General features: G+C 67.3%; 23 protein-coding genes. 17 read left to right on the top strand and 6 right to left on the bottom strand.

Annotated features, from left to right (window positions below; genetic code table 11):
• Positions 1-16: 16 nt before the first annotated feature.
• Both QPK31_RS04900 and QPK31_RS04905 read right to left on the bottom strand, forming a co-directional pair.
• Entirely contained in the window at positions 17-1,501 is a 1,485-nt protein-coding gene (locus QPK31_RS04900) for a hypothetical protein (RefSeq protein WP_290421818.1), read from the bottom strand.
• Positions 1,498-2,979: a hypothetical protein gene (locus QPK31_RS04905; protein WP_290421819.1), complete on the bottom strand. Its 1,482-nt coding sequence runs from the start codon at positions 2,977-2,979 to the stop codon at positions 1,498-1,500. The genes QPK31_RS04900 and QPK31_RS04905 overlap by 4 nt, the downstream gene beginning before the upstream one ends.
• Before the next feature lie 204 nt (positions 2,980-3,183).
• On the opposite strand from QPK31_RS04905, the gene QPK31_RS04910 reads away from it, so the two are divergent.
• Genes QPK31_RS04910 through QPK31_RS04920 form a run of 3 tightly spaced genes read left to right on the top strand, consistent with a single transcriptional unit; the run spans position 3,184 to position 6,377 of the window.
• A complete protein-coding gene (locus QPK31_RS04910) occupies positions 3,184-4,272 on the top strand; it encodes a hypothetical protein (protein WP_290421820.1) in 1,089 nt (362 codons plus the stop codon).
• Positions 4,273-4,296: 24 nt separating this feature from the next.
• Positions 4,297-5,487 carry an ATP-binding protein gene (locus QPK31_RS04915; protein ID WP_290421821.1) on the top strand — a complete coding sequence of 397 codons (1,191 nt, stop codon included), beginning with the start codon at positions 4,297-4,299 and terminating at the stop codon, positions 5,485-5,487.
• A gap of 50 nt (positions 5,488-5,537) precedes the next feature.
• The gene (locus tag QPK31_RS04920) at positions 5,538-6,377 is read left to right on the top strand and encodes a phytanoyl-CoA dioxygenase family protein (protein WP_290421822.1); all 840 of its coding nucleotides are present in this window, start codon (positions 5,538-5,540) and stop codon (positions 6,375-6,377) included.
• Between the two features lie 178 nt (positions 6,378-6,555).
• Here the strand turns inward: QPK31_RS04920 and QPK31_RS04925 are convergent, their stop codons facing one another.
• The gene (locus QPK31_RS04925) at positions 6,556-7,806 is read right to left on the bottom strand and encodes a Gfo/Idh/MocA family protein (protein WP_290421823.1); all 1,251 of its coding nucleotides are present in this window, start codon (positions 7,804-7,806) and stop codon (positions 6,556-6,558) included.
• A gap of 219 nt (positions 7,807-8,025) precedes the next feature.
• On the opposite strand from QPK31_RS04925, the gene QPK31_RS04930 reads away from it, so the two are divergent.
• The gene (locus QPK31_RS04930; protein WP_290421824.1) at positions 8,026-8,856 is read left to right on the top strand and encodes an alpha/beta fold hydrolase; all 831 of its coding nucleotides are present in this window, start codon (positions 8,026-8,028) and stop codon (positions 8,854-8,856) included.
• Between the two features lie 143 nt (positions 8,857-8,999).
• Here the strand turns inward: QPK31_RS04930 and QPK31_RS04935 are convergent, their stop codons facing one another.
• The 3 genes from QPK31_RS04935 to QPK31_RS04945 are packed head-to-tail and all read right to left on the bottom strand — an operon-like array spanning position 9,000 to position 11,408.
• Positions 9,000-10,334, bottom strand: coding sequence for a VWA domain-containing protein (locus tag QPK31_RS04935; RefSeq protein WP_290421825.1), 1,335 nt, complete (start codon positions 10,332-10,334; stop codon positions 9,000-9,002).
• Between the two features lies 1 nt (position 10,335).
• Positions 10,336-10,941: a TadE/TadG family type IV pilus assembly protein gene (locus QPK31_RS04940; protein ID WP_290421826.1), complete on the bottom strand. Its 606-nt coding sequence runs from the start codon at positions 10,939-10,941 to the stop codon at positions 10,336-10,338.
• Complete coding sequence (locus QPK31_RS04945; RefSeq protein ID WP_290421827.1) at positions 10,938-11,408, bottom strand: TadE/TadG family type IV pilus assembly protein; 471 nt, start codon at positions 11,406-11,408, stop codon at positions 10,938-10,940. Before QPK31_RS04945 ends, QPK31_RS04940 begins: the two co-directional genes overlap by 4 nt.
• A gap of 123 nt (positions 11,409-11,531) precedes the next feature.
• Here QPK31_RS04945 and QPK31_RS04950 point away from each other — a divergent pair, with 123 nt between their 5' ends.
• The 13 genes from QPK31_RS04950 (at position 11,532) to QPK31_RS05010 (ending at position 23,647) form a co-directional block, all read left to right on the top strand.
• Complete coding sequence (locus QPK31_RS04950) at positions 11,532-13,244, top strand: sensor histidine kinase (RefSeq protein ID WP_290421828.1); 1,713 nt, start codon at positions 11,532-11,534, stop codon at positions 13,242-13,244.
• Between the two features lie 20 nt (positions 13,245-13,264).
• Positions 13,265-13,918 carry a response regulator transcription factor gene (locus tag QPK31_RS04955; protein WP_290421829.1) on the top strand — a complete coding sequence of 218 codons (654 nt, stop codon included), beginning with the start codon at positions 13,265-13,267 and terminating at the stop codon, positions 13,916-13,918.
• Positions 13,919-14,234: 316 nt separating this feature from the next.
• Complete coding sequence (locus QPK31_RS04960) at positions 14,235-14,369, top strand: hypothetical protein (protein WP_290421830.1); 135 nt, start codon at positions 14,235-14,237, stop codon at positions 14,367-14,369.
• Between the two features lie 38 nt (positions 14,370-14,407).
• Positions 14,408-14,581, top strand: coding sequence for a Flp family type IVb pilin (locus tag QPK31_RS04965; RefSeq protein ID WP_290421831.1), 174 nt, complete (start codon positions 14,408-14,410; stop codon positions 14,579-14,581).
• 83 nt (positions 14,582-14,664) lie between these two features.
• Positions 14,665-15,234, top strand: coding sequence for a prepilin peptidase (locus QPK31_RS04970; protein ID WP_290421832.1), 570 nt, complete (start codon positions 14,665-14,667; stop codon positions 15,232-15,234).
• The gene (locus tag QPK31_RS04975; protein ID WP_290421833.1) at positions 15,231-16,598 is read left to right on the top strand and encodes an ATP-binding protein; all 1,368 of its coding nucleotides are present in this window, start codon (positions 15,231-15,233) and stop codon (positions 16,596-16,598) included. The genes QPK31_RS04970 and QPK31_RS04975 overlap by 4 nt, the downstream gene beginning before the upstream one ends.
• Positions 16,598-17,452 (top strand): Flp pilus assembly protein CpaB, encoded by an 855-nt coding sequence (gene cpaB, locus QPK31_RS04980; protein ID WP_290421834.1) that lies wholly within the window; start codon positions 16,598-16,600, stop codon positions 17,450-17,452. Before QPK31_RS04975 ends, cpaB begins: the two co-directional genes overlap by 1 nt.
• Positions 17,453-17,460: 8 nt before the next feature.
• Complete coding sequence (locus QPK31_RS04985; protein WP_290421835.1) at positions 17,461-18,906, top strand: type II and III secretion system protein family protein; 1,446 nt, start codon at positions 17,461-17,463, stop codon at positions 18,904-18,906.
• Entirely contained in the window at positions 18,903-19,139 is a 237-nt protein-coding gene (locus QPK31_RS04990; RefSeq protein WP_290421836.1) for a hypothetical protein, read from the top strand. Before QPK31_RS04985 ends, QPK31_RS04990 begins: the two co-directional genes overlap by 4 nt.
• A 22-nt stretch (positions 19,140-19,161) precedes the next feature.
• Positions 19,162-20,352 carry an AAA family ATPase gene (locus QPK31_RS04995; RefSeq protein WP_290421837.1) on the top strand — a complete coding sequence of 397 codons (1,191 nt, stop codon included), beginning with the start codon at positions 19,162-19,164 and terminating at the stop codon, positions 20,350-20,352.
• An 11-nt stretch (positions 20,353-20,363) separates the two neighbouring features.
• Entirely contained in the window at positions 20,364-21,707 is a 1,344-nt protein-coding gene (locus QPK31_RS05000) for a CpaF family protein (protein ID WP_290421838.1), read from the top strand.
• Positions 21,707-22,681, top strand: a complete 975-nt coding sequence (locus tag QPK31_RS05005; RefSeq protein WP_290421839.1) for a type II secretion system F family protein — start codon at positions 21,707-21,709, stop codon at positions 22,679-22,681. Before QPK31_RS05000 ends, QPK31_RS05005 begins: the two co-directional genes overlap by 1 nt.
• Before the next feature lie 9 nt (positions 22,682-22,690).
• The gene (locus tag QPK31_RS05010; RefSeq protein WP_290421840.1) at positions 22,691-23,647 is read left to right on the top strand and encodes a type II secretion system F family protein; all 957 of its coding nucleotides are present in this window, start codon (positions 22,691-22,693) and stop codon (positions 23,645-23,647) included.
• The last annotated feature ends 358 nt before the right edge of the window (positions 23,648-24,005 follow it).

Genomic DNA, 24,005 nt, shown 5'->3' on the forward strand with positions numbered 1-24,005 from the left:
TTTGTTTGGGCTCAGTTCAGCGGCCCAGGCGCACCTGCGCACCTTCGCGCAGGTCCGTCAGCTGGTGGCCGAACAGGGTGGTCTTCAGGCGCGCGACTTCGTTGCCCGCCTTGTCGTAAATCGGCTGAATGGCGCCGGCGCGCGCATGCATGGTGCGCAGTTCGTCCTCGACCGTCACGTAGGCGCGCTGCGGCCGCATCCAGGCATATGCCGCCGCGCCGCCGGCCGCCAGCAGGGCCAGCACGCCGCCGCCCAGCGCCAGCAGCGGTGCCATCCCGTAATGCACGCGCACCTCGATCGGCAGCACGGCGGTGGAGGCCTGCACCTGGGCCGGCGGAATGAAGATGTCCGGCAGCGGGTCGCCCGGAAACAGCGCCGCCATGCGCTCGCGGAAGGCGCCCGACAGATTCAGCTTCTGCGCCGCCAGGTGCACTTCGATGGTCCCCGGCAGCACATAAGCCGAGCCGGCCGACTTGATCGCCGCCATCGACCACTGGCTCGGCAACTGCGCCACCGGCAGCTGCAAGGTCGACGCCAGCGGCTGCGGCTTGCCCGGCGCCAGCGCCGTTACCCGCGTGCCGCCCAGCGTGACGGGACGGTCTTCGCCGCCCAGCTTCGAGCGTGCGCTCAGGGTGGCGCTGGCGATGGTGTAGGGGTACATCGTGTTCTCGATGTGCCAGCCGATCTTCGCGGATGGAGACACCGCACCGGATGCCACGTCCGCGCGTAGTACGCCGTTCGGCGCCATCGTGAAGGACACGCCGGGCGCATCTTCCACCTTGCGCGGCACCAGGCGCACGGTGTTACGGTCCAGCGGTTTCAGGCGCGCAGGCGGCTCGGTAATAATCTTCGCAATGCTGCCGCTGGCCAGCAAGCGCTCCAGCGCCTGGGCCCCGGTGGGTCCAATCGCAAAGGCGTACACCATCAGGCCGTTCGCGCGGTAATGCTCGCCCTGTACCTGCATCCGTAGCGGGAAAGCGAGCGCCGTGCGGATCGCGCCGCCGCGGTGGATCAATTCATAGAACTCGCGGTTGCGCTGGGCCGTGGCCTGGTCGTTGTTCGGGCTGTTGCGGTTGTTCGTGACCAGCCAGACGATGCCGTCCTTGCCACCCAATGCCTGGGTCATGGCGGCGCTCACGGCTTCGCCGAGGTCGGTGTCGGCCAGGGCGCCGCCGGGCTTGCGCGCGGTGTCGAGGCCAGCGAGCGCTTTCGTCACTTGGGCACGGGTGCCCTCGCCTACCTTGGCGGACATCAGCGCTTTCGGCGACGGCGCGCCGGGCAGCGACTGGTTGAAGGCGGCCAGCACCAGTGCATCGCCCGGCTGCGCCACCGCCAATGCCAGTTCGGTCACCAGCGGCTTGAAGCGCGATTGCGGGTCGGCGTAGAAGGGCTCCATCCAGCCCGAGTTCTGGACCAGGAAGACCTGGGGCGTGGCATGGGCCGGCAGCACACCGCACAGCAGCGCGATGGTCACCAGCATGCGGGAGACGAGCGCGCTCACGACAGCGCTTCCAGGCGCCAGCCGCGCATTGCGTTCCAGTCGGGATGGTGCAGCCACAGCGCGCCGGCGTACACGAAAGGCACGCATTCGAGCGGGCGGGAGAGGCGCGCCACTTCGTCGAGGATCACGTTGCGCTTGCCGATCCATTCGATCGTGGTGCGCGCGATGGTGCGCACCGTCAGCGCCTCTTCCGCGCGGCCGGTGTACTTGTGGAAGCGCAGCACCAGGCCGCTCGGCTGGCTGCGGTTGTTGTTGAAGCTGCGCAGCAGCGGCAGCACCAGCGTATCGTCTTCATGCACGTCTTCGACGTGTTCGGCCGACCAGGGTTCGTCCAGCACCGCATGGCCGCGGCGGAACAGCAGGTTGGCAAAGCCGAGGCGCGCGCCGTCGATGGGTTCCAGCTGCGGTTGCTCTGCACCGAGTTCGAGGAAAGAATAGGCCTGGCCGTCGTGACCGATCTGCCACAGGCGGCCGTCGCGGCTTTGCGTGGGGCCGCCGAATTCCAGGCGGGGCGACCAGCCGCCCGGCCACGGCATCCAGCGCGGCATCTCGCCCGGCCGCCACACGAGTTGCCCGCCCTCGTGCAGCCAGAACAGGCGGTTGTCGTAGCCGATCGGACGCATCCAGCCGCTTGTGGGCGCATCGTCGCAGGGCAGGATGTCGCCGTTCGCCACATCGCTGTCGGTGGCCAGCAATTGCAGCCTGCCCTCGGCCACGATGGGGCAAGCGACGTGGCGGCGCATCGCGCCCGGCGCCGCGGCGAGCGCGCCCGAGAACAAGGGCTCCAGGCGGTAGCTTTCGTTCACCGGGTTGATCCACAGGCGAGACAGGCCAGCGTCCGTCGGCACCACGCCGACTTCGCCACGCGCTGGGTTCAGGGCCGGCAGCCAGCCGTACTGGCCTGCGCTGAAACGCAGTTCGCTGGCGGTGTTCTCGGCGGCCATCACGTGCCACAACTGAGCCAGCGGGTCCCAGTATTGCAGCACGCCGCGCGCCGGGGCGATGGCCAGCAGGCGTTGTTCGGGGAAGCCCCAGGTGGCGGCGGCAAACACGCAATGCGCGTTCGGCGGCACCGGCATCGCCAGTTCGGCGCGGCCGACGGCCGGCGCCGCCGGGCGTTCTTCCAGGCTGTCGCCCAGGGGTAGCGAGGTCACCGGCAAGCCGTGCGGCACGTGGCGCGGCAAGGACTGGTCGCCGGATGCGCCCCACCAGTCGGGCTGGCGAAGCACGCGGCCGCTCAGCTTGTGCAGGGCCTGGCCACAGGTCGGGCAAAAGGCGAAGCCCTCGGGATAGATCGGTGCGCAGGCGCAGGACGCCGGCAGCGAGGCGCCGAGCAGGTGGGCGAGGTCGGGCAACCGGCCGCGCGCATGCGCCTGCCAGTCGACGCGGCCCAGGCCCTCGGTGGCCTCGAGCGCGAACTGTCCGCTTTTCTCGTCCTCCAGCCAGATGCTGGACGGCGTTTCCCATCTGTATGTCATTGCGCTCCGCCGTCGAATGAAATATGCATGTCAGCACGTGTTGATTTCTGTCTAAATCATAACGCTGCCATAGCGGCGACGGCGCGCCATTCGGCCGGTAGCGCGAGGCGGCACTTCAAGGATCAACAGATGCGCTGTTGAGGGGAACTTTGGACCAGAACCGTATAATGGACAGCATCCGACATGCCCCTCACGCCGCACGCCATGACTTCCCTGCCCGCTTCCGCCGACATCGCCTCGCCCGACCTGCCCGCGCACGCCATCGATGCCGCCACCGCCCACCTGCGCGACATCCTCGGCTACGCCATCGAGCACGGCCCGGCCCAGCGCGCACTGGTGGTGTACGACGAGCGCACCGGCCTGGCGCGCGCCCTGGTCGAAGCCTACCGGCGCAACCTGCCGGACGCCGACTTCGTCGCCTTCGACAGCACGGGCCCCGACGAGGTGCTGGCCCGCTTTCGTGCGCTGGTGCCGAAAGACCTGGTGGTGCTGGTCCAGTCGACCAACTTCCGTTTGGAGGCTTTCCGCATCCGCGTGGAACTGTTCAAGCTGGGACTGAAGGTGGTCGAGCATGTGCACCTGTCGCGCATGCCGGGATCGCAGTCAGAGCACTACATCGAGGCGCTGGCCTACGAGCCTGCCTACTTCCGCGGCGTGGGCCGTGGGCTAAAAGCGCTGATCGACCAGGCGCCTATGGCGCGCGTGGTGGGCGGCGGCGAGGAGCTGGTGTTTGCTTCCCCGTTCGAGCCGGCCAAGCTGAACATCGGCGACTACAGCGAGATGCATAACGTGGGCGGCCAGTTCCCGATCGGCGAGGTCTTCACCGAGGCGCTCGACCTGGAAGCGGTGAGCGGGCGCGCGCAGATCCACGTGTTCGGTGACACCAACTACCGCTCGAACCGGCCCGACATGCCGGTGACGATCATCGTCGACAAGGGCCGCGTGGTCGGCACCGAGAATGCGACGCCGGCCTTCCAGCAGGTGCTCGACAACATCCGCGCCGACGAGGGTGAGGTATGGGTGCGCGAACTCGGCTTCGGCATGAACCGCGCCTTTACGCGCGAGCGCCGCGTGGACGACATCGGCACCTACGAGCGCATGTGCGGCATCCATTTGTCGCTGGGCGCCAAGCACGGCGTGTACCCGAAGCCGGGCTTCAAGCGCAAGGATGCGCGCTACCACATCGACGTGTTCGTGGTGACCGATGCCGTGTATTTGGGCGAGGAACGCGTGTATGCCGACGGCGCCTGGACCGCCGGCCCGGCAGACGACAGTGTTAGAATCCCGGGTTAACACAACCAGCCGCCGGGGAAGCGCATGGCAGTAGACCTTCGCAAGAGCGTGGACGAAATCCAGGCAATCGGCGTCGTACCCAAGATCCTGGAAACCGTGGCCGCCATGACCGGCCTGGGCTTCGTCTGCATCGCCCACGTCACCGAGGACGCATGGATCACCTGCGCCGTGCTCGACAAGCTCGAATTCGGCCTGAAGCCCGGCGACGAGCTCGATGTCACCACCACGCTGTGCGAGGAAGTGCGCGACACCGGCCGCTCCGTCATCATCGACCACGTTGCCGAGAGCACGCAGTACGCCGAACACCACACGCCGCGCATCTACGGCTTCCAGAGCTATTTTTCGATTCCGGTGTTCCGCACCGACGGCCGCTACTTCGGCACCCTGTGCGGACTCGATCCGAAACCGGTGAAGCTGTCCGACCCGGTCACCGTCTCGACCCTGCACCTGTTCGCCGAGCTGATCTCGAAGCAGCTCGATGCCGAAACGCGCCAGCAGGCCACCCGTTCCGACCTGCTGTCCGAACGCGAGACGGCCGAACTGCGCGAGCAATTCATCGCCGTGCTCGGCCACGACCTGCGCACGCCGCTCGGTTCGATCACGCTGGGGACGGAACTGCTGGCACTGAAATTGAACGACCCGGCGCTGCGCCCGATCGTCGAGCGCATCCGTCGCAGCGCGCTGCGCATGTCGGCCCTGGTCGACGATGTCATGGATTTCACGCGCGGCCGCATGGGCAGCGGCATCCGCCTGCAACTGCGCCGGCACGACAACGTGCACCTGACGCTGGAGCAGGTGGTCGACGAAATGCGCGGCATGCACCCGGAGCGCGCCATCACGGCCACCATCCCACCCCTGCTCTGCCTGCATTGCGACCCCGAACGCCTGGCGCAACTGCTGTCGAACCTGCTCGCCAACGCGCTGGTGCACGGCAGCGCCGGGGCGCCGGTGCAGGTGGAAGCGCGCGACGGCGACGGCAAGTTCGTGCTGACGGTATCGAACGAAGGCGCCGAACTGCCGCAGGATGTGATCGACCAGCTGTTCAAGCCGTACTGGCGCGCCGCCTCGCGTGCGGGCAGCGAAGGACTGGGCCTGGGCCTGTACATCGTCGACCAGATCGCCCGTGCGCATGGCGGCAGGATCGACGTGGCCTCCAGCGGCGGGCGCACCTCGTTCACGCTCACGCTCGACAACCAGCAAGCGGCTGGGTCCTGATCCATGCTCCCCGCCGACCGCTCACCGATTCTTTTTCACGACCGCACACCATGCTGACACCCGAACAGCGCGCCGGCTTCGAGCGCGACGGCTTCATCGTCCTCCCCAACTTCAAGTCCCTCGACGAGATCGCCGCGCTGCGCCGGCGTGCCGAGGACATCGTCGACGCCTTCGACCCCAGCCAATCGCGCGCCATCTTCACCACGCGTGACCAGGAACGCGCCAGCGATGACTGGTTCCTCGGCTCGGACAACACGGTGCGCTGCTTCTTCGAGGAAGAGGCCTTCGGGCCGGACGGCCAGCTGCGCCAGGCCAAGGCGCTGTCGATCAACAAGATCGGCCATGCCATGCACGACCTCGACCAGGTGTTCGAGCGGTTTACGCGCGACCCGAAACTGGCGGCCGTGGCGCGCGACCTGGGTTTAGCGAAGCCGCAAGTGTGGCAGTCGATGTACATCTTCAAGCAGCCCGGCATCGGTGGCGAAGTGCGCTGGCACCAGGATGCGACCTTCTTCGACTCCACGCCGATCAGCGTGACCACCTTCTGGTTCGCACTGGAAGACGCCACCGTCGATAACGGCTGCCTGTGGGCCGAGCCGGGCGGCCACCGCGGCCCGCTGCGCGAGCGCTTCCTGCGCGACGGCGACCGCATCCACATGGAAAAGCTGGACAGCACGCCGTGGCCGGATGACAGCACCGCCGTGCCGCTGGAAGCGGAGGCGGGGACGCTTGTCTGCTTCCACGGCCTGCTGCCGCACTACAGCGCGCCGAACCGTTCACCGGTGTCGCGCCATGCGTTCACGCTGCATGCGACCGATGCGGCGACCACGTACTCGCCGCGCAACTGGATCCAGCGTGATGCGAGTTTCCCGGTACGCGGCTTCGACTGACGCGAATACCTTCTGCGGAATAGTTATTGCTGAATGCCGAAGCCGCGAACGCTGGCGTTCGTAGTAAACGTTGCGAATGGTTGGCCTACTTCAGGCCATCACCATGCTAACGTCACGCGTGGGCACGGGGCGCCCACCCTACCGATTCGAACGCTTGCGACTCCGATAATTACCAGCGCTACGCCTCCTGCGGCTCCGGCCCGCGCGTCTTGCCGGGCGGCGGCGACAACTTCACCGCTCGCCCGCTCTTCGCCGACGCATAGATCGCCTCGATGATGCGCTGGTCCTGCAGCCCCTCCTCGCCCGGCGTATGCGGCTGCTTGTCCTGCCGCACGCACTGGGCGAAGTGGTCCAGCTCCTTGGCGAACTGGTTCTCTTCCTCGACCCCGATCTCGGCGGTCTGCTCCCTGCCCTGTTCCTTGCCGCCTTCCACGCGCGAGATGCGCAGCTTGTTGCCGTTGTAGGCATAGGCCGGGTTCATCTCGGCATACGCGGTGGTGCCGTTCAGGCGGAACATCTGCGACTTGTGCGAGCTGTAGCCGGTCGAGCAGGTGGCGATGAAGCCGCTCGGGAAGCGCAGCGTGAACTGGCAGGATTCCTCGACCTCCCTGAAGCGCGCGTCGCCCGGCGTCGCATACGTATGGCCGATCACTTCCACCGGCTCTTCGCCGCTCAGGAAGCGCGCCTCGTTGATGCAGTACAGGCCCACGTCCGGCAGCGCGCCGCCGCCGGCCAGGGCGCGTTTCAGGCGCCAGTGCTGCGGATCGGCCATGTGCTGCGAATTGCAGGACACGAACTCGCGCAGCTCGCCCAGCTTCTTCTCGCGGATCATCTTCACCAGCGTGCGCTCGACCGGCGCGTACTGGCGGCGGTAGGCGATCATCAGCTTGCGCTTGGCCTGCTTACAAGCGTCGATCATGCTCTGGCATTCGGCCACCGTGTTCGCCATCGGCTTTTCGCACAGTACGTGCTTGCCGGCGCGCGCGGCGCGGATGGTGTACTCGGCGTGCATGCTGTTCGGCAGTGCGATGTACACGCCCTGCACTTCGGGCATGCTGGCCAGCTTGTCGTAGTCGCGGTAGTCGAGCACCGCGCTTTCCGGGATGTCGTACTGGCGCGCGATCTTGAGGGCCTTGGCGCGATCGCCGCTGACCAGCGCCACCGGCCCGGTGTGCTTGCTCTGCGCGAAAGCGGGCAGCACCTCGTTCACCGAAATGCGGCCGACGCCGACGATGGCGATGCCGACCCGCTCGTTTATCGGATCGCCGGGCGGTTCGGTCTTCTCGGGCTTTTCGCTTTTCGCCTCGATCGGCGGGAAGGTGACGCGGTCCTTCTCGGCCGCGGCGGCCCCCATGGCGGGTGCGGACAGGGCGGCAAGCGTGCCCACATAGCGCAGGAAGTCCCGGCGCGGCGCTTCGTCGTGCTTCATTTGGGTCGATCCTTTCGGCAAAGTCGAGCTGACTGGAGTGCATTCCATGCTCGCATAGCCGTTCAAATGCCAGCGCTACATTGCCTGCACGCTAGAAACTTGCCGCCGGCGCGGCGCTTGCCATCCGTCGCCTCGGCTTGCCGTTCGTCGCAAGCGGCATGACCGCATGTCGCGCGACGGCGAGCATGGGGTTTTCCATCATCGTTCACGACAACCGCCATGACGCCTTTTGCCCGCCTCTTCCTCGCCGCCCTCTTCCTCGCCGCCCTCTCCTGCTCGCTGACCCTGATGGCGCCGCCCGCATCGGCCGCCATCGAACGCGCGCGCACCGACACCGTCGACGGCCGCAAGCTCGAATCGCTCACCATCCGCAATCCGTCGGCCAAGGTCACCGTGGTCTTCGAAAACGGCTCGCGCGCCACCATCGCCGGCTGGGACAAGGTGCTCGACGGGATCAAGGACAGCGCCACCGTGTTCGCCTACAACCGTCCCGGCTACGCCAACAGCGAGGCGGTCGACGCGCCGCGCGACGGCGCCACCATCGTCGAGCAACTGCGCGCCAACCTGCGCCACAAGAACCTGCCGCCGCCGTATGTGCTGGTCGGCCATTCGCTCGGCGGCCTGTACATGCAGCTGTTCGCGCGCCGCTATCCCGAGGAAGTAAAAGGCCTGGTGCTGGTCGATGCGCTGTATCCGCGCGTGGTGAAGAAACCGCAGGAGTTCCCGCTGTACACCCGCGCCGGCAAGTGGCTGTTCTTTTCGCGCACGGTGCGCGACGAGATCGACAGCATCTGGGAAACCGGCGAAATGGTGGCCGCCCTGCCGCGCATCGACGACAAGCCCATCATCCGCCTGGTGAACAAGCCGCTGTCGTCGACCGCGATCGCCGTCGATTTCGGCGCCTTCAACTTCGACGACGAGACCCGCGCTTTCGTACGCGGGATGTATCCGAAGGCGAAGACGGTGGTGGCCGACGCCTCGCACCAGATGCAGGTGACCCATCCCGACATCGTGGCCGCGGCCATTCGCGAAATCCTGGCAACGCCATAACCCATAGCGGGTGTCACAGCGGGGGTCAGGTCTGACATTCGGACACGACCTCATCCGTACTTTGCAGTAAAGGTCGTCCTATCCACGCAGGAACCGGCGACAAAGCAGAGCTCGTGTCCGAATGTCAGACCTGACCCCGGCTGTTATTTGGAGATGCGCAGGATCGCCGAGGCCAGGCGCGAGAAGCAGGGTGTCAGGTCGGCCTCGGTGGCGGCGTAGCAGTACATGCCGACCGGCTTGTCGGGGTTGTAGCAGGTCGATGGCGCGTCGGCGACGTTGGCCATGCACTTCAGGACGTTCTCGCCAACCTCGTTGTCGACGCCGCTCTTCGCTTTCAGCGAGGCGCCCATGCCGAGCGTGAACACGTAGATGCCCTCGTCGCGCGCCTTGGCGGCGATGGCTTCGGGCAGGTTGCGGGCGGCGCGGTCGATGTTGCGCTGGGCGGCGCTGGAGGTCGACAGGTCGGACGTGACGGTGCGCACGCCCGAGCCGCTCGTCACGATCGGGAATTCGCGCAGGTTGTCGTGGGCGTTGTAGAAGTCCGGCAGCCTGGAGATGGTGTTCGATATGCTGCCGCGGCGCTCGACATCGCAGCCGGTGAGCGCGACGCGTGCACTGCTGTTCAGGTCATACAGGCCATTGAAGCCTTTATCGAAGACGCCCGGCTTGCTGCAATCGGTGGCGACCTTGAATGGCAGCTGCGCGCCCAGGGCAGTCGGTTCGCCGTCCGAAAAGAACACGATCACGCGCAGGCTCGAGCGGTTCAGCTGCGGCACCTTGTTCAGTTCATTGCGCGCCTGCCACATGCCCTCCACCGACGCCGTGCTGCCGTCGAAGACATAGCTGTCGATACTGCTCACCATCGCAGCGCGGTCGAAACCGCGCTTCGTCCCGTTCATCGCGTTATCGACCTCGGCGCCATAGGCGAAGTGGATCAGGCTGACCCGGTCCTGAGTCACGTTGAACTTGTTCAGGAAGCTTTTTGCCGAGGCCTTTACCGCCGTGCGATTGTCATACAACGAGCCCGAGGTATCGACCACGAAGGCCATGTCCAGATCCTTGCGGATGGTCTGCGCATACGCCACCGGCGTCAGCGAGGTAAAGCCCAGCACGCGCATGAACGACACCAGCATCGGCGCCTCGGCGCGCACATCGATGGTCACGCGGCCGGTGTCGAAGGACACGTCCGTCGACAGCAGCTTGGGCGAGGACAGCAGGTAATTGCTCGGGATGTTCGCGGCAAAGAAATCGGCGGCGGCGGCGCGCGCAGCGGCGGCCTGCTCATCCTTGGTCGTCCCTTCGGGAATAGCGCGGGCGCCGGCCAGCGCGGCGGAGTCGACGGCGGCGTTCAAGCGCGCCTTGACCAGGTAGGCCAGGCCGCCGTCGACCACCAGGCCGACCAGGGCCAGCAGGACCAGCATCGCCACGGCGACCATGATGAGAACGGCGCCGCGCTCGCGGCGAATCGGTGTGCGCATGTCAGAAGACCGTGATCGAGTACAGGTCCGGCCCGAAAGTGGGCAGGCCGAGGTTGGCGACGGTGTAGGTAGGAAGCAGCATGTCGAAGCGGTAGAAGGTCTCGACCACGTACACCACTTCGCCGTCGCTCAGCTTGCCGTCCATGACGGTGGTGGCCGGGCGCGACTTGCTGCTCACGCTGGTGCACAGGCCGGCGTTCCACGAGGTGCAGCCATATACCTTGCTGGTCGGGGCGTAGCCGCTGGCGCGGAAACCGAGGTTACGGCCGGCGTCGTCCCAGCGGTACTGGTCGAGCACCACGCTGCGCGATACGCCGCCGCTCGCCACGCCCATCACGCGGGTGATGTAGACCATGCCCTGCTGGTTGACGTTGAGCGGCGGCGCGCTGGCCATCAGCGCGTAGATGATGTCCTGGCTGCCGGTTTCCAGCTGGGTGCTGCCGCGCGCGACCAGGTTGGCGCCTTCGCGGCCGATGTTGGTCATGATGATGTTGGCCTGCAGCGCGCGGCCGGCGTCGATCATGCCGAACAGGAGCAGCAGGAGCATCGGCAGCAGCAAGGCGAATTCGACGGCGGCCAGGCCGCCCTGGCGTAGGGATCGCTTCATGGGAAGTACTCATTGCGCATGGTGGCCGCCACCGCGAAGTGGTACTTTCCGTCCTTGAAGAACGACGACAGCAGCGGGGTCGTCACGATCCAGTCGCAGTCGAGCTGCAGCACGATGATGCTGCCGGCGGTGCCGAACATGCCGCTGGTGTAGGCGTTGCTGGCGTAGGACTTGCCGTTCACCGAAATGGTCGGCGCCAGCTTGTCGTACATGCCGAGCGAACTGTCGCGGATGCTCTGGATGACGGCGTTGTAGCGCTGCTGGCTGCCGGTGTTCGGGTCGAGGTTGCTCTGGCCCGTGATCGCGTAGCGCGCGCCTTCGCGCACCGCGTACTGCATCGTCAGGGTGGCGAAGAACATCATGCTGAATTCGACCAGCGCCAGCAAGATCAGCAAAAAGACCGGGGCCACGATCGCCATCTCGACGATTGTGGCGCCAGACTGACGGCGAAGGCCTGATGGTTTCATTTTTGCTGTATTGAAATAGGTTTTTATGGGCGCATGCGTTAAGCTTGGAGATTCTACAGGGCAAGATTTAAGCGCCGTTAATTAATTTCATCAATTTTTTGATTGCTGTCGGTACAGAACAACATGAGCTGGCTTCAAAGCATCGTCTTCCCCCTCCTTCCGTCCTTCGCCCGCACGCCGTCGCGCCCGGCTTCCGCTGCCACGGCGGCAGCCTCCCCCGATGCCGAAGCCTGGATGGTGTTCGGCATGCGCCTGCTGCTGGCGGTGTCGGCGGTGCTGACCCTGCACATCGGCGCCGACAGCGTGCGCCTGCCCGGCAAGTGGTCATGGCTGATCTTCGTGGCCTACGTGGCGCACAGCCTGACGCTGCTGGTGGTGGCGCGCTCGCGCGCCGGCTTCTGGCACGGCCCGGTGATCTACTGGGTCGATATCGGCTGGTATGGCCTGATGGTGTACGCCAGCGGCGGCGCACCGAGCCCCTTCTTTTCGTTCTTCTTCTTCGCGATCCTGGCGGCCTCGTTCCGCCACGGCTTCGATGCCGGCGCGCGCCTGACGCTGGGCGCGGTGGCGGTGGTCGCGGTCGCCGTGCTGAGTACCCAGGGCACGCACACCCTGCACCTGCTGCTGCTGCGCTCGACCTTCCTGCTCGCGCTGGGCTACATGATCGCGTTCTGGGGCGGCCTGTCGGTCGACCAGCGCCGCCGCCTGGCACTGCTGCGCGACGTCAGCCGCCTGTCGAACCCGCGCTTCGGCGTGCAGCACACGCTCGATTCGCTGATGGCCAAGATCCTGCGCTTCTATGGCGGCAGCACCTGCGTGCTGCTGATGGAAGACCCGCAGGGCGGCTGGATCCTGAACACCGTGCACCATCCGCGTAGCGGGCGCGCGGTGAGCCGCCTGCACGTCGACGAGGCGGCGGTGGCGCCCTTGCTGGCGCCCGGTGGCGGCGCCGTCCTGTACCGCGGCGAAGGGCGCCTGCGCATGCCGGGCACCGCGCGCGCCGAGACGCTGGCGCCGGACGCCGGCGCGTGGGCGGGCATGGACATGGACACTTGTGTCCAGATCGCCGACCTGCTCGACACCGGCGCCTTCATCAGCGCCTCGCTCCCGCTGCGCAAGGGCAGCGGCCGTATCTTCGTGACCTCGGCGCCGGGCCTGAAGCGCGCCGACGCCACCTTCCTGAACCACATCGCACAGCAGGCCTTCCCGGTCATCGAGACCATCGACCTGCTCGACCGCCTGGCCTCGGACGCCGCCTTCCGCGAGCGCCAGACCATCGCGCGCGACCTGCACGACAGCACCATCCAGCCCTACATCGGCCTGCGCCATGCGGTGGCGGCGATCCGCCAGCAGGCCGGCGACGACAACACGGTCGCGCCCGACCTGGAACGCCTGATGGCCATGTGCAGCGGCGTGATCGGCGACATGCGCGAATTTGCGCAGCGCTTCCGCAACGGCCGCCAGGAGCAGCCGGAATTGCTGCTGGCCCTGCAGCGCCAGCTGAACCAGGTGCGCGCCTTCTACGACGTGCATGTTACGCTCGATGCCGCAGGCGCCCCCGGAATCAACGACCGCCTGGCGGCCGAGGTATTCCAGATCGTGACCGAAGGCGTCAGCAACATCTGCAAGCACACCCGGGCGCGCAGCGCGCAGGTACTGCTGGCCCAGGAAGGCGGGCAACTCGTGATCGACATCGCCAACCCGGCCGACGGGCATGCTTACAAGGAGGCGTTCGCGCCGCGCTCGATCGCCCAGCGTGTGGACGCCCTGGGCGGCACCCTGGTCATCGACGCCGGCGCCGGGCAGACCGTGCTGCGCGTGCGCGTGCCGATCTGAATCAGACACAAAGGAGAAACATGGGTATCCGTATCCTGCTGGTCGACGACCACAAGACCATGCTGTGGGGCCTGGAGCGCCTGGTCCAGGCTGAAGGCGCCGCCTTCGAGCTGGTCGGCAGCGCCGGCGAGCCGGCCCAGGCCACCGCGCTGTGCGCCGAGCTGCAACCCGACATCGTGCTGCTCGACCTCGACCTGAAGGGCAGCAGCTCGCTCGACATCCTGCCGCAACTGCTGTCCAACGGCGTCACGCGCGCCGTGATCCTGAGCGCGAACCGCGACCAGTCCACGCTGGCCTCGGCCGTCAAGCTGGGCGCGCGCGGCGTGGTCAGCAAGGAAGCGCCGACCGAGGACGTGCTGGCCGCCGTGCGCAAGGTGCATGGCGGCGAATACTGGCTGGAGCCGGCGCTGATGCAGGCCCTGCTCGGCCAGTTGACGGCGCCGGCGCCGCGCGACGATCCCGATGCGCGCCGCATCGCCACGCTGACTGCGCGCGAGCGCGAAGTGATCGGCATGATCGTCCAGGGCAAGGGCGCCCTGAACAAGGAGCTGGCCGAACGCGCCTTCATCTCCGAGCGCACCCTGCGCAACCACCTCACCGCCATCTACCAGAAGCTCGACGTCGCCAACCGGCTCGAGCTGTATGTCTACGCGACCCGGCACGGGTTGTCCTGATCCTGCGGCTACGGCCTCTGCTTCGTAGGGTGGACGGGTTCCCCGTCCACGCGTCGATCGTTGGCGGCAAGATCATCGCACCCGAACACGAAGCCGATAACGATCCACGCGTGGACGGCATAGCCGTCCACCCTACGGCCACATCCGCGCCCAAAAAGCCGTCATCTAGGACATATGTCCCAGACTGGCATGGCACACCCTCCTACGAAAAAGGGGAGATTTGACGGATTCGCGAATTCCGGCAAATCCTTAAGATTCTACCTATGCGCTGCGCCTCGAAACATGCGGTGCCGCGATAAACAGCCCAGGAGCAAACGTGTACGACAAGGAAGACAGTCCGGAACAGCAGTACGAACGCAGCGGTACGCCGGCCATGTCGTATGTGGTGTTGATCGCCCTGGTGGCAGTTGTCGTCTTCATCGCGGCGTTGGCCGTATGGACGAGCGCATAAGCCGAAAACAATCACTCTTTTTATCCAAGGACTAGCAAATGAACTTCATCAAAAACTTCATCAAAGAAGAAGACGGCGTCACCGCAATCGAATACGCCCTGATCGCTTCGCTGATCGCCGGCGTCATCATCACCGCCGTGACCCTGCTGGGCGGCAACATCAGCTCGCTGTTCACCGCGCTGGCCAACAAGATCTCGACCACCGTCAAGTAATGCCCCCGGCGCCCGCGGGCGCCGCCGATCCGGAACGGTCTCTTCCCGTTCCGGATTTTTTTTCGCCAGATACCGCATTCACCGTGTCCACTCTTCCCCTCCTGCTCCTGCTTGCTCTGCTCGCCGCCGCCGTCTGGCACGACGTGCGCGCGCGCCGCATCCCGAACGCCGTCGTCTTTCCCGGTGCGCTGGCGGCGCTGGCCCTGCATGCCCTGCTGCCTGCCGGCGCGGGCCTGTTCGGCGCGCAGCCGGGAGGGCTGGGCATCCTGTCCGCGCTCGGCGGCCTGGCGATCGGCCTGGCCGTCCTGCTGCCGCTGTACGCGCTGCGCCTGATGGGCGCGGGCGACGTCAAGCTGCTGGCCATGGTGGGCGCCTTTGTTGGCGCCGGCCAGATCCTGGCGGTGTCGCTGTTCACCCTCGCCGCCGGCGGCCTGCTGGCACTGGTATTTGCCGCCTGCCAGGGCCAGCTCAAACCCCTGCTGGCCAACGCCTGCCGCATGGCCGCCTTCACCGGCATGACGGCGCTGGGCGGCCGTCCACTGGTGGCCGCGCCCGCCGCCGCCAGCGGCCGCCTGCCCTACGCCATCGCCATCGCCACGGCCAGCGCCGCCAGCGCGCTGTGGCTGCACGCCTTCGGGAGCCTTCCGTTATGACCACGCCACTCGCCCCTGCCCCGGCCGACCAGCGCGCACCGCGCACGGTCGAGGAAACCGGCCTGCCCTTCCTGTTCCTGGCCGAGCTGACCGCCAAGGTCCTGCACCAGCGCGGCCAACTGCGCCTGCCGGAACTGGCCCAGCACCTGAAACTGGGCGTCGGCGTGATCGACCCGCTGGTGGCCTTCCTGCGCACCGAAAAGCTGATCGAAGTGGTGCGCTCCGGCGCCAGCGGCACCGACGCCGACCTGGCCTACGGACTCACCGAAGCCGGCCGCGCGCGCGCCGCGGCGGTTCTGGCGCGCAATGCCTACGCCGGCCCGGCGCCGGTGACCCTGGCCGCCTACACGGCGCAGGTCCAGGCCCAGAGCGTGGCAGCCCTGCAGGTCACGCGCGCCCGCATGAACGCGGTCTTCGACGGCATCGTCGTCAATCCGCGCGTGCTCGACCAGCTCGGCGCCGCCATGAATTCGGGCCGCGCCATCTTCCTGCACGGCCTGGCCGGCAGCGGCAAGAGCTACCTGGCCGAGCGCCTGCGCGACCTGCTCGACGGCGAGATCGCCTTGCCGTACGCGCTGATGGTCGACGGCGAAGCGATCCCGCTGCACGACAGCGTGCAGCACCGCGCGGCGGGCGACGAGGCGCCGGCGGCCCTCGGCATCGATCGCGGCAGCGCCCCCGACATGCGCTGGGTACGCGGCCTGCGCCGCCCGGCGGCGCTGGTCGGCGGCGAACTCACGCTCGACATGCTCGACCTGCGTTTCGACCCGCACACCCGCCTGTACGTGGCGCCGCCGCACCTGAAATCGAACAACGGCATTTTCATCATCGACGACCTGGGCCGCCAGCGCTGCACGCCCGACGCGCTGATGAACCGCTGGATCGTGCCGATGGACCGCGGCGTCGACCACCTGACCCTGCACACCGGCCACGGCTTCCAGGTGCCCTTCGACGTGATCGTCGTGTTCTCGTCGAACTTCGTGCCGCAGCGCCTGTCGGACGGCGCCTTCCTGCGCCGCCTCGGCTACAAGATCGAGGTGCCGCCGGCCACCAAGGACGAATACGCCTGCCTGTTCGCGCAGGCCTGCGCCACGGTCGGCCTGGCGCCGGACCCTGGCCTGCTGGCGCAGTTGTTCGACTACCTGGTCGAGCGCCACCGCGCCGCCGGCGTGCCGCTGCTGGCCTGCCATCCGCGCGACCTGCTGCGCCAGCTGCGCGACCTGGCCCGCTTCGAGGAGCGCGCACCGGAACTGAGCCGCGAGGCCATCGACTGGGCCTGGACCAATTACTTTGCCGCCGGCGCGACGCCCGGCGTCACGCCTGACACCGACCGCCGCACGGGCGGCACCATGGAGAAACTCTGATGCGCAATACGAAAGCACTGCCGATCATCGGCGTGGCCCTGTTCCTGGCCCTGGCCTCGGTGCTGGTCGCCGCCAAGTGGATGGGCGACCAGGGCGTGTCCGGCACCCGCGTGGCCGTGGCCACCGCCGACATCGTGCAGGGCGCGCGCCTGGCGCCGGAACAGCTGCAGCTGGCCGAGTGGCCAGTGGGTTCGGTGCCGCCCGGCGCCATCACCGACCTGAAGCAGCTGGAAGGCCGCATCGTGCGCAGCGACGTCGCGCGCGGCGAACCGGTACTGGAATCGAAACTGGCGCCGCCAGGCACCATGGGCGGCCTGTCCGCCGTGGTCTCCAGCGGCAAGCGCGCCATGACGGTGCGCGTGAACGACGTGATCGGCGTGGCCGGTTTCGCCCTGCCCGGCAACTTCGTCGACATCCTGGTCAACCTGGAAAGCACGTCGACGGACAACGGCACGCGCTCGCCGTCGATCTCGAAGATCGTCCTGGAACGCATCCTGGTGCTGGCCGTGGCCCAGGAGTCGAACCGCGACGATTCGAAGCCGCGCGTGGTGAACGCCGTGACGCTGGAGCTGTCGCCGGACCAGGTGGAAAAGCTCGACCTGGCGCGCAGCATCGGTACGCTGTCGCTGGTGTTGCGCAACCAGGTCGACCCGCAGCCTGCGAATACCGCCGGCGCCACCCGCGAATCGGTGCTCGGGCTGCCTGAAGCGAAGCCTGCGCCCGCGCCGGTGGCCGCCCCCGCGCCTGTCGTCCAAGCTGCCCCGGCCCCTGTGCGTCCACGTCCGGCCGCGCCGCGCAACGACGGCGTCCTCGTGATCCGCGGCCTCGACGCCGCCCCGCAAGCATTCAACTGAAGAACACCATGACTCTCCTGAACGACAAGACCCTGCTGGCTGCCGCCCTGCTGCTGTCCGCCCAGGCCGGCCACGCCGCCCCGGCCGATTGCATCGACCTGCGCGGCACTGGCGACACCGCCCGCCGCTTCGACCTGGTGCTCGGCAAATCGGTCATCAAGCACTTCTGCTCGCCGGCGTCGCAAGTCACCGTCGGTGCGCCTGGCGTGGCCAACGTGGTGGTGCCGAGCCCGAACGAAGTGGTGATCGTGGCGCGCAGCGTCGGCTCGACCAATCTGATCGTCTCCAGCCGCGATGGCCGCTCGACCGTGATCGACCTGAACGTCGGCCTCGACACCGCCCCATTGCGCGCCCAGTTCGACGCCCTGTTCCCGCAAGAGAAGGACGTGCGCATCGGCAGCAGCGGCACCACCCTGATCCTGTCGGGCATGGTGTCGGATGCGGCCGTGGCCAGCCAGCTCATCGCCCTGGCCACGGCGTACAAGGAAAGCAGCGTGCCTGCCGCAGCCGCAGCCGGCACCCCGGCGCCGGCCGGCGTGGCCGCGCCCGCCCCTGCCGCCGCATCTGCGCCTGCCAACGCCGGCGTCATCAACATGATGTCGATCGCCGCGCCCCAGCAGGTGCTGCTGGAAGTGAAGATTGCCGAGATCTCGAAGTCGCTGGTCGACCAGTTCGGCGCCAACGCCGGCTTCGCGCGCACCAACGGCAGCTGGTCCTATAACATCGCCTCGAACCTGCTCACCGGCAGCGGCGTGATCGGCGGCGTGAAGACCGTCGGCGGCGTGGTGACCAAGCAGTTCGGCATCGACGGCGAAAACCGCGACGGCCTGGTGAAAATCCTGGCCGAACCGACCGTGATGGCTGTCAGCGGCCAGGAAGCGAGCTTCCTCGCCGGCGGCAAGATCTTCATCCCGGTGGCCCAGACCGGCCTGGCCGGCGCCAACACCATCACGCTCGAGGAAAAGGAATACGGCGTGGCGGTGAAGTTCACCCCGACGGTGCTGGGTGGCGGCCGCATCAACCTGCGCGTGGCGCCGGAAGTGTCGGAACTGAACCGCGAAGGCATCGGCGTGAGCGCCGGTAACAGCAACGCCACCGCGATTCTGCCGGCCTTTACCACCCGCCGCGCCACCACCACGGTGCAACTGCAGGATGGCCAGAGCTTCGCCATCGGCGGTCTGATTCGCAATAACGTGACCAGCAACATCAAACGCTTCCCCTTCCTCGGCGAGATGCCGGTGCTGGGCGCCCTGTTCCGCAGCAGCGACTTCCAGAACGACCGCACCGAACTGGTCTTCATCGTGACGCCGCACCTGGCCAAGCCGATGGAAGAAACCCCGGCGCTGCCGACCGACGGCTACGTGCAGCCGAGCCGCGCCCAGTTCCTGCTGGGCGGCACCCATGAGGGTTATCCCGCTCCTGCCAACAACGCTGCCACCAAGGACAAGCCATGAAACGCATCTCGACCCTCCTGCTGTTCGCGGCGCTCTCCGGCTGCGCCTTCTACGGCCCGCTGGGCCACGGTACCCAGGTGCGCGCCATCATGGCCAGCCAGATCGTGGCGCCGCAGCCGCACGCCGATACCGGCAGCGATGGTGTCGCCGCCGTCGCCGCACAAGCGAACTACCAGCGTTCCTACGTGACGCCGACGCCGCAGGCCGACAGCCCGACCTTCGGCAACAAATAAGCAGCACTGAGAAGGAAGCACCGTGAAAATCGCAGTCCTCTCGCGCGACGAGCGCAACCTGATCGACCTGGCGCGCCAGTTGCGCAGCCGTCCCGGTCTTGATGAAGTCGACATGATCGCCGGCACCCCGGCGCGCCTGTCGACCCTGGCCGACGACGCCATCCCCGACGTGCTGGTGGTGGACCAGCCGCGCCTGGACGCTGAAGACCTCGACCAGCTCGAACGCATCGGCCACCTATTCCCGCGCCTTGCCTTTATCGCGCTGTCGAACGACCTGTCCCAGGACTTCCTGCTGCGCGCCATGCGCGCCGGCGTGCGCGAAGTGCTGCCGGCCGCGCCCGGCGCGGCGGTGTTGATCCAGTCGCTCGACCGCATCGCCGAAAAGCTGGGCAGCCAGGGCGGTGCCCAGGGCAAGGTGCTCGCCTTTATCTCCTGCAAGGGCGGCAGCGGCTCGACCTTCCTGGCCACCAACCTGGCCTATGCCTTATCAAGCGGCGGCAGCAAGCGCGTGGCGCTGATCGACATGAACCTGCAGTTCGGCGACGCCTCGCTGTTCGTCTCCGACACCAAGCCGCTGGCGACCCTGTCGGACGTGGCGACCCAGATCCACCGCCTCGACCCCTCCTTCCTGGCCTCGAGCATGGTCGCCGTCACGCCGAATTACAGCATCCTGGCCGCGCCGTCCGACCCGGCCCATGCCAGCGACGTGAAACCCGAGCACATCGATGCCATCGTCAAGCTGGCGCGCCGCCAGTACGACTTCATCGTGCTCGACGTGGGCCGCAGCCTGGACCCGGTGAGCATCCGCGCGCTGGACCACGCCGACACCATCTATCCGGTGCTGCAGATGACCCTGCCCTACATCCGCGACGGCAAGCGCCTCTTGACCGTGTTCCGCAATCTCGACTACGGCAAGGACAAGGTCGAGCTGATCGTGAACCGCCACGACAACAACAGCGACATCCGCATGAAGGACCTGGAAGAGGCATTCGACGGCAGCACCTTGCGCACCGTGCCGAACCACTACGACGCCGCAGCGAAGTCGGTGAACCAGGGCGTGCCGGTCACGCGCCTGGCCCCAACCAGCCCGTTGAGCGCGGCCCTGATGGACATGGCGCGCGGCCTGACCGGCGAAGCGGCGCCGGCAGCGAGCGCCGGCCTGGTGGCGCGCCTGTTCAAGCGCCGTGCGACCGACAGGAAGGAAGCCGCATAATGAATATGAGCATGAGCCTGCCCACCGCCTCGCTGCGCGAACGCCTCGGCAACAGCGCACCGAAGCCGAACGCGCAGCGCGGCCCGATCGACAACCGCGCCTACCACCAGCTGAAAAGCCGCATCCACGAAGCCCTGCTCGACCGCATCGACCTGGAAAGCATGCAGCGCCTGTCGCAGGACCAGATCCGCGCCGAGCTGCGTTTGCTGGTCGAGCGCCTGCTGGAAGAAGAGCTGGTCGTCATCAACGACGCCGAGCGCAAGACCCTGACGCGCGACATCCAGAACGAGATGCTGGGCCTGGGTCCACTGGAGCCGCTGCTGGAAGACCCGACTGTCTCGGACATCCTGGTCAACACCCACAAGCAGGTGTATGTGGAACGGCGCGGCAAGCTGGAGCTGACCGACGTCACCTTCACCGACGAAGCCCACCTGATGAAGATCATCGACAAGATCGTCTCGCGCGTGGGCCGCCGCATCGACGAGTCGAGCCCGATGGTCGACGCCCGCCTGCCGGACGGCTCGCGCGTGAACGCGATCATCCCGCCGCTGGCGATCGACGGCGCCGTGATGTCGATCCGCCGCTTCTCGGCCGACCCGCTGCGCCTGGCCGACCTGGTAGCCTACGGCAGCATGACGGCCGACATGGCCGAGGTGCTGCAAGGCCTGGGCAAGGCCAAGGTGAACATCCTGATCTCGGGCGGCACCGGCTCCGGCAAGACCACCATGCTCAACGTGATCTCCGGCTTCATCGGCGCCAGCGAGCGCATCGTGACGGTGGAAGACGCGGCCGAACTGCAGCTGCAGCAGCCGCACGTGGTGCGCCTGGAAACCCGCCCCGAGAACATCGAGGGCAAGGGCGAAGTCACCCAGCGCGCGCTGGTACGCAACGCCCTGCGGATGCGCCCGGACCGCATCATCCTGGGCGAGGTGCGCGGCGCCGAGGCGCTCGACATGCTGGGCGCGATGAACACCGGCCACGAAGGCTCGATGGCGACCATCCATGCGAATACCCCGCGCGACGCCCTGACGCGCCTGGAGAACATGATCAGCATGGCCGCCGGCACCCTGCCGCCGAAGGCCATGCGCCAGCAGATCAGCTCCGCCGTCGGCGTGGTGGTGCAGGTGGCGCGCCTGACCGACGGCAAGCGCCGCGTGCTGTCGATCTCGGAAGTGACCGGCATGGAAGGCGACGTCATCACCATGCAGGAGATCTTTGCGTACAAGCAGACCGGCGTGGCGGACGATGGCACCGTGCTTGGCCATGCGAGCGCCACCGGCGTGCGTCCGCGCTTTGCCGAACGCCTGCGCACGTTTGGCGTGAACCTGGCGCCGCAGGTCTTCGAGCCGCGCTGATGAACACGACCTTCCTTCTCTTCATCGTGCTGCTGTTCGCGGCCGTGATGCTGCTGGTCTGGGGCATCTGGACCGGCTGGCAAGTCCACCGCAGCCCGGAAGCCGAGCGTATCGCGCGCCGCCTGCGCAGCGTGATCGGCAACGAGGTACGCCAGTCCGACATCACCATCGTCAAGGAGCGGCGCCTGAGCGAGAACCCGGAGTTCGATGCCCTGCTGCGCCGCCTGCCGGGCGTGCGCACACTGGACCGCATGCTGGTCCAGGCCGGCGCGAAGGGCTTGGTTGCCGGCCTGCTCGCCATGTGCGGCGGCGCCTTTGCAATCGGCCTGCTGCTGGCACTGGTGCTGCGCCTGCCCTTCCCCGGCGTGCTGGCCTGCGCGGCGGCGGGCGCCGGCTTGCCGCTGCTGCGCCTGAACCGTGCACGTGAGGCACGCCTGGCGCAGTTCGAGCGCCAGCTGCCCGACGCGCTGGACATGATGAGCCGCGCGATCCGCGCCGGCCATGCCTTCCCGACCGCGTTGAAACTGGTGGCCGACGAAGTGGCGGCGCCGCTGGGCGAGGAATTCAAGGCCGCCTTCGACGAGGTCAACTTCGGCGTGGCCATGGCCGACGCCCTCGGCAGCCTGGCCGGGCGCGTGCCGTCGATGGACCTGCAGTACTTCGTGGTCGCGGTGCTGATCCAGCGCGAGAGCGGCGGCAACCTGACGGAATTGCTGTCCTCGATCAGCGCGATCATCCGCGACCGCCAGAAGCTGGCCGGCCAGGTGCGCGTGCTGTCGGCCGAGGGCCGCATCTCGGCCTGGGTGCTGTGCCTGCTGCCCTTCGGCGCGGGCGCGATGATGACGGCCGCGAATCCGCAGACCATGAGTGTGCTCTGGACCGATCCGGCCGGACGCAAGATGCTGGGCGCCGCGGCGGTGATGATGGTGGTTGGGGTGCTGGCGATCCGCAAGATCGTGCGCATCCGCATGTAGAGAACGATGATGAACAAGTCCCAGATCCTGTTCTTGGCCCTGATGTTCGTGCTGGTGTTCGGCGCGAGCGTGCTGGCCCTGCTTTTGATGACGCGCGACCCGGTCAAGGCGCGCCTGTCGAACCTGGACGAGCGCGAAGCCGGCACGGCGAGCCTGGACGCCGAGGCTGCCGGCGGCGGCTGGCTGGAGCGCCTGGCGCGCCTGGCCGCGCCGCTGGCCAAGCTGTCGGTACCGGCCGAAGGCTGGGAGAGCTCGCCGATGCGCCTGCGCTTCATCAACGCCGGCTGGCGCGACCCGGGCACGCCCGGCCTGTTCCACGCCGGGAAGACCGCGCTCACGCTCGGCCTGCCGTTGCTGGTCTTCCTGCTGCTGCCGCACGACGGCACGCGCCCGGCCGGGCTGACCTTCCTGTGGCTGGTCGGCGCGGCCGCCTGCGGCTACTACGCACCCGACATCGTGCTCAAGCGCCGCGTGACACTGCGCCAGCGCGAGATCTTCGAGAGCTTCCCGGATGCGCTGGATTTGATGACGGTATGCGTGGAAGCCGGCCTGGCGATGGACGCCGCGCTGGGACGCGTGGGCGCCGAGATCGGCCTGAAGTCGCCGGTGCTGGCCGAGGAGCTGCAATTGGTGACGCTGGAAATGCGCGCCGGCAGCGGCAAGGACAAGGCGCTGCGCAACCTGGCCCTGCGCACCGGGGTCGAGGATGTGGACGCGCTGGTCAAGATGCTGATCCAGGCCGACCGTTTTGGTACCAGCGTCGGCACGGCGCTGCGCGTGCAGTCGGAACAGCTGCGCACACGGCGGCGCCAGCTGATCGAGGAGAACGCGGCGAAGATCGCGACCAAGCTGCTGTTTCCGCTGATTTTCTTCATTTTCCCGGCCTTGCTGGTGGTGCTGCTTGGGCCGGCGTGCCTGCAGATCTTGCGCGCAGTGATCCCCGTGATGGCAAACGGCGCGTCATAAAACCCGGATCGTCAACCGTACGGTGGGCACTCCGTGCCCACGCGGCTACGCACATATCCGTAGTCAGCGACAGTGAGAGATCGCCCGCAAAGCATGCGATGGACGGTGCTGCGTGGCCAAGATTACCGACAGCGGGCGACAAATCACGGCACGAAGTGCAAGGACACGCACGTACCGCGTGGGCACGGAGTGCCCACCGTACGGGAAACGTTCGCGCCACATCATCAACGGACACGCCAGCGAACATTCCCCCCGTCGCATCCCCGCCTCATGTATCAGCTTTTTTACAAATCAGCCAAGGCTTGCTCGAAAGATACGATTAGAATACTTTCTCCAAAATCCATCATAAAAACAGGGG

It is taken from the genome of Massilia sp. YIM B02769 (genome assembly GCF_030411995.1).
Taxonomy (GTDB): Bacteria; Pseudomonadota; Gammaproteobacteria; order Burkholderiales; family Burkholderiaceae_D; genus Telluria.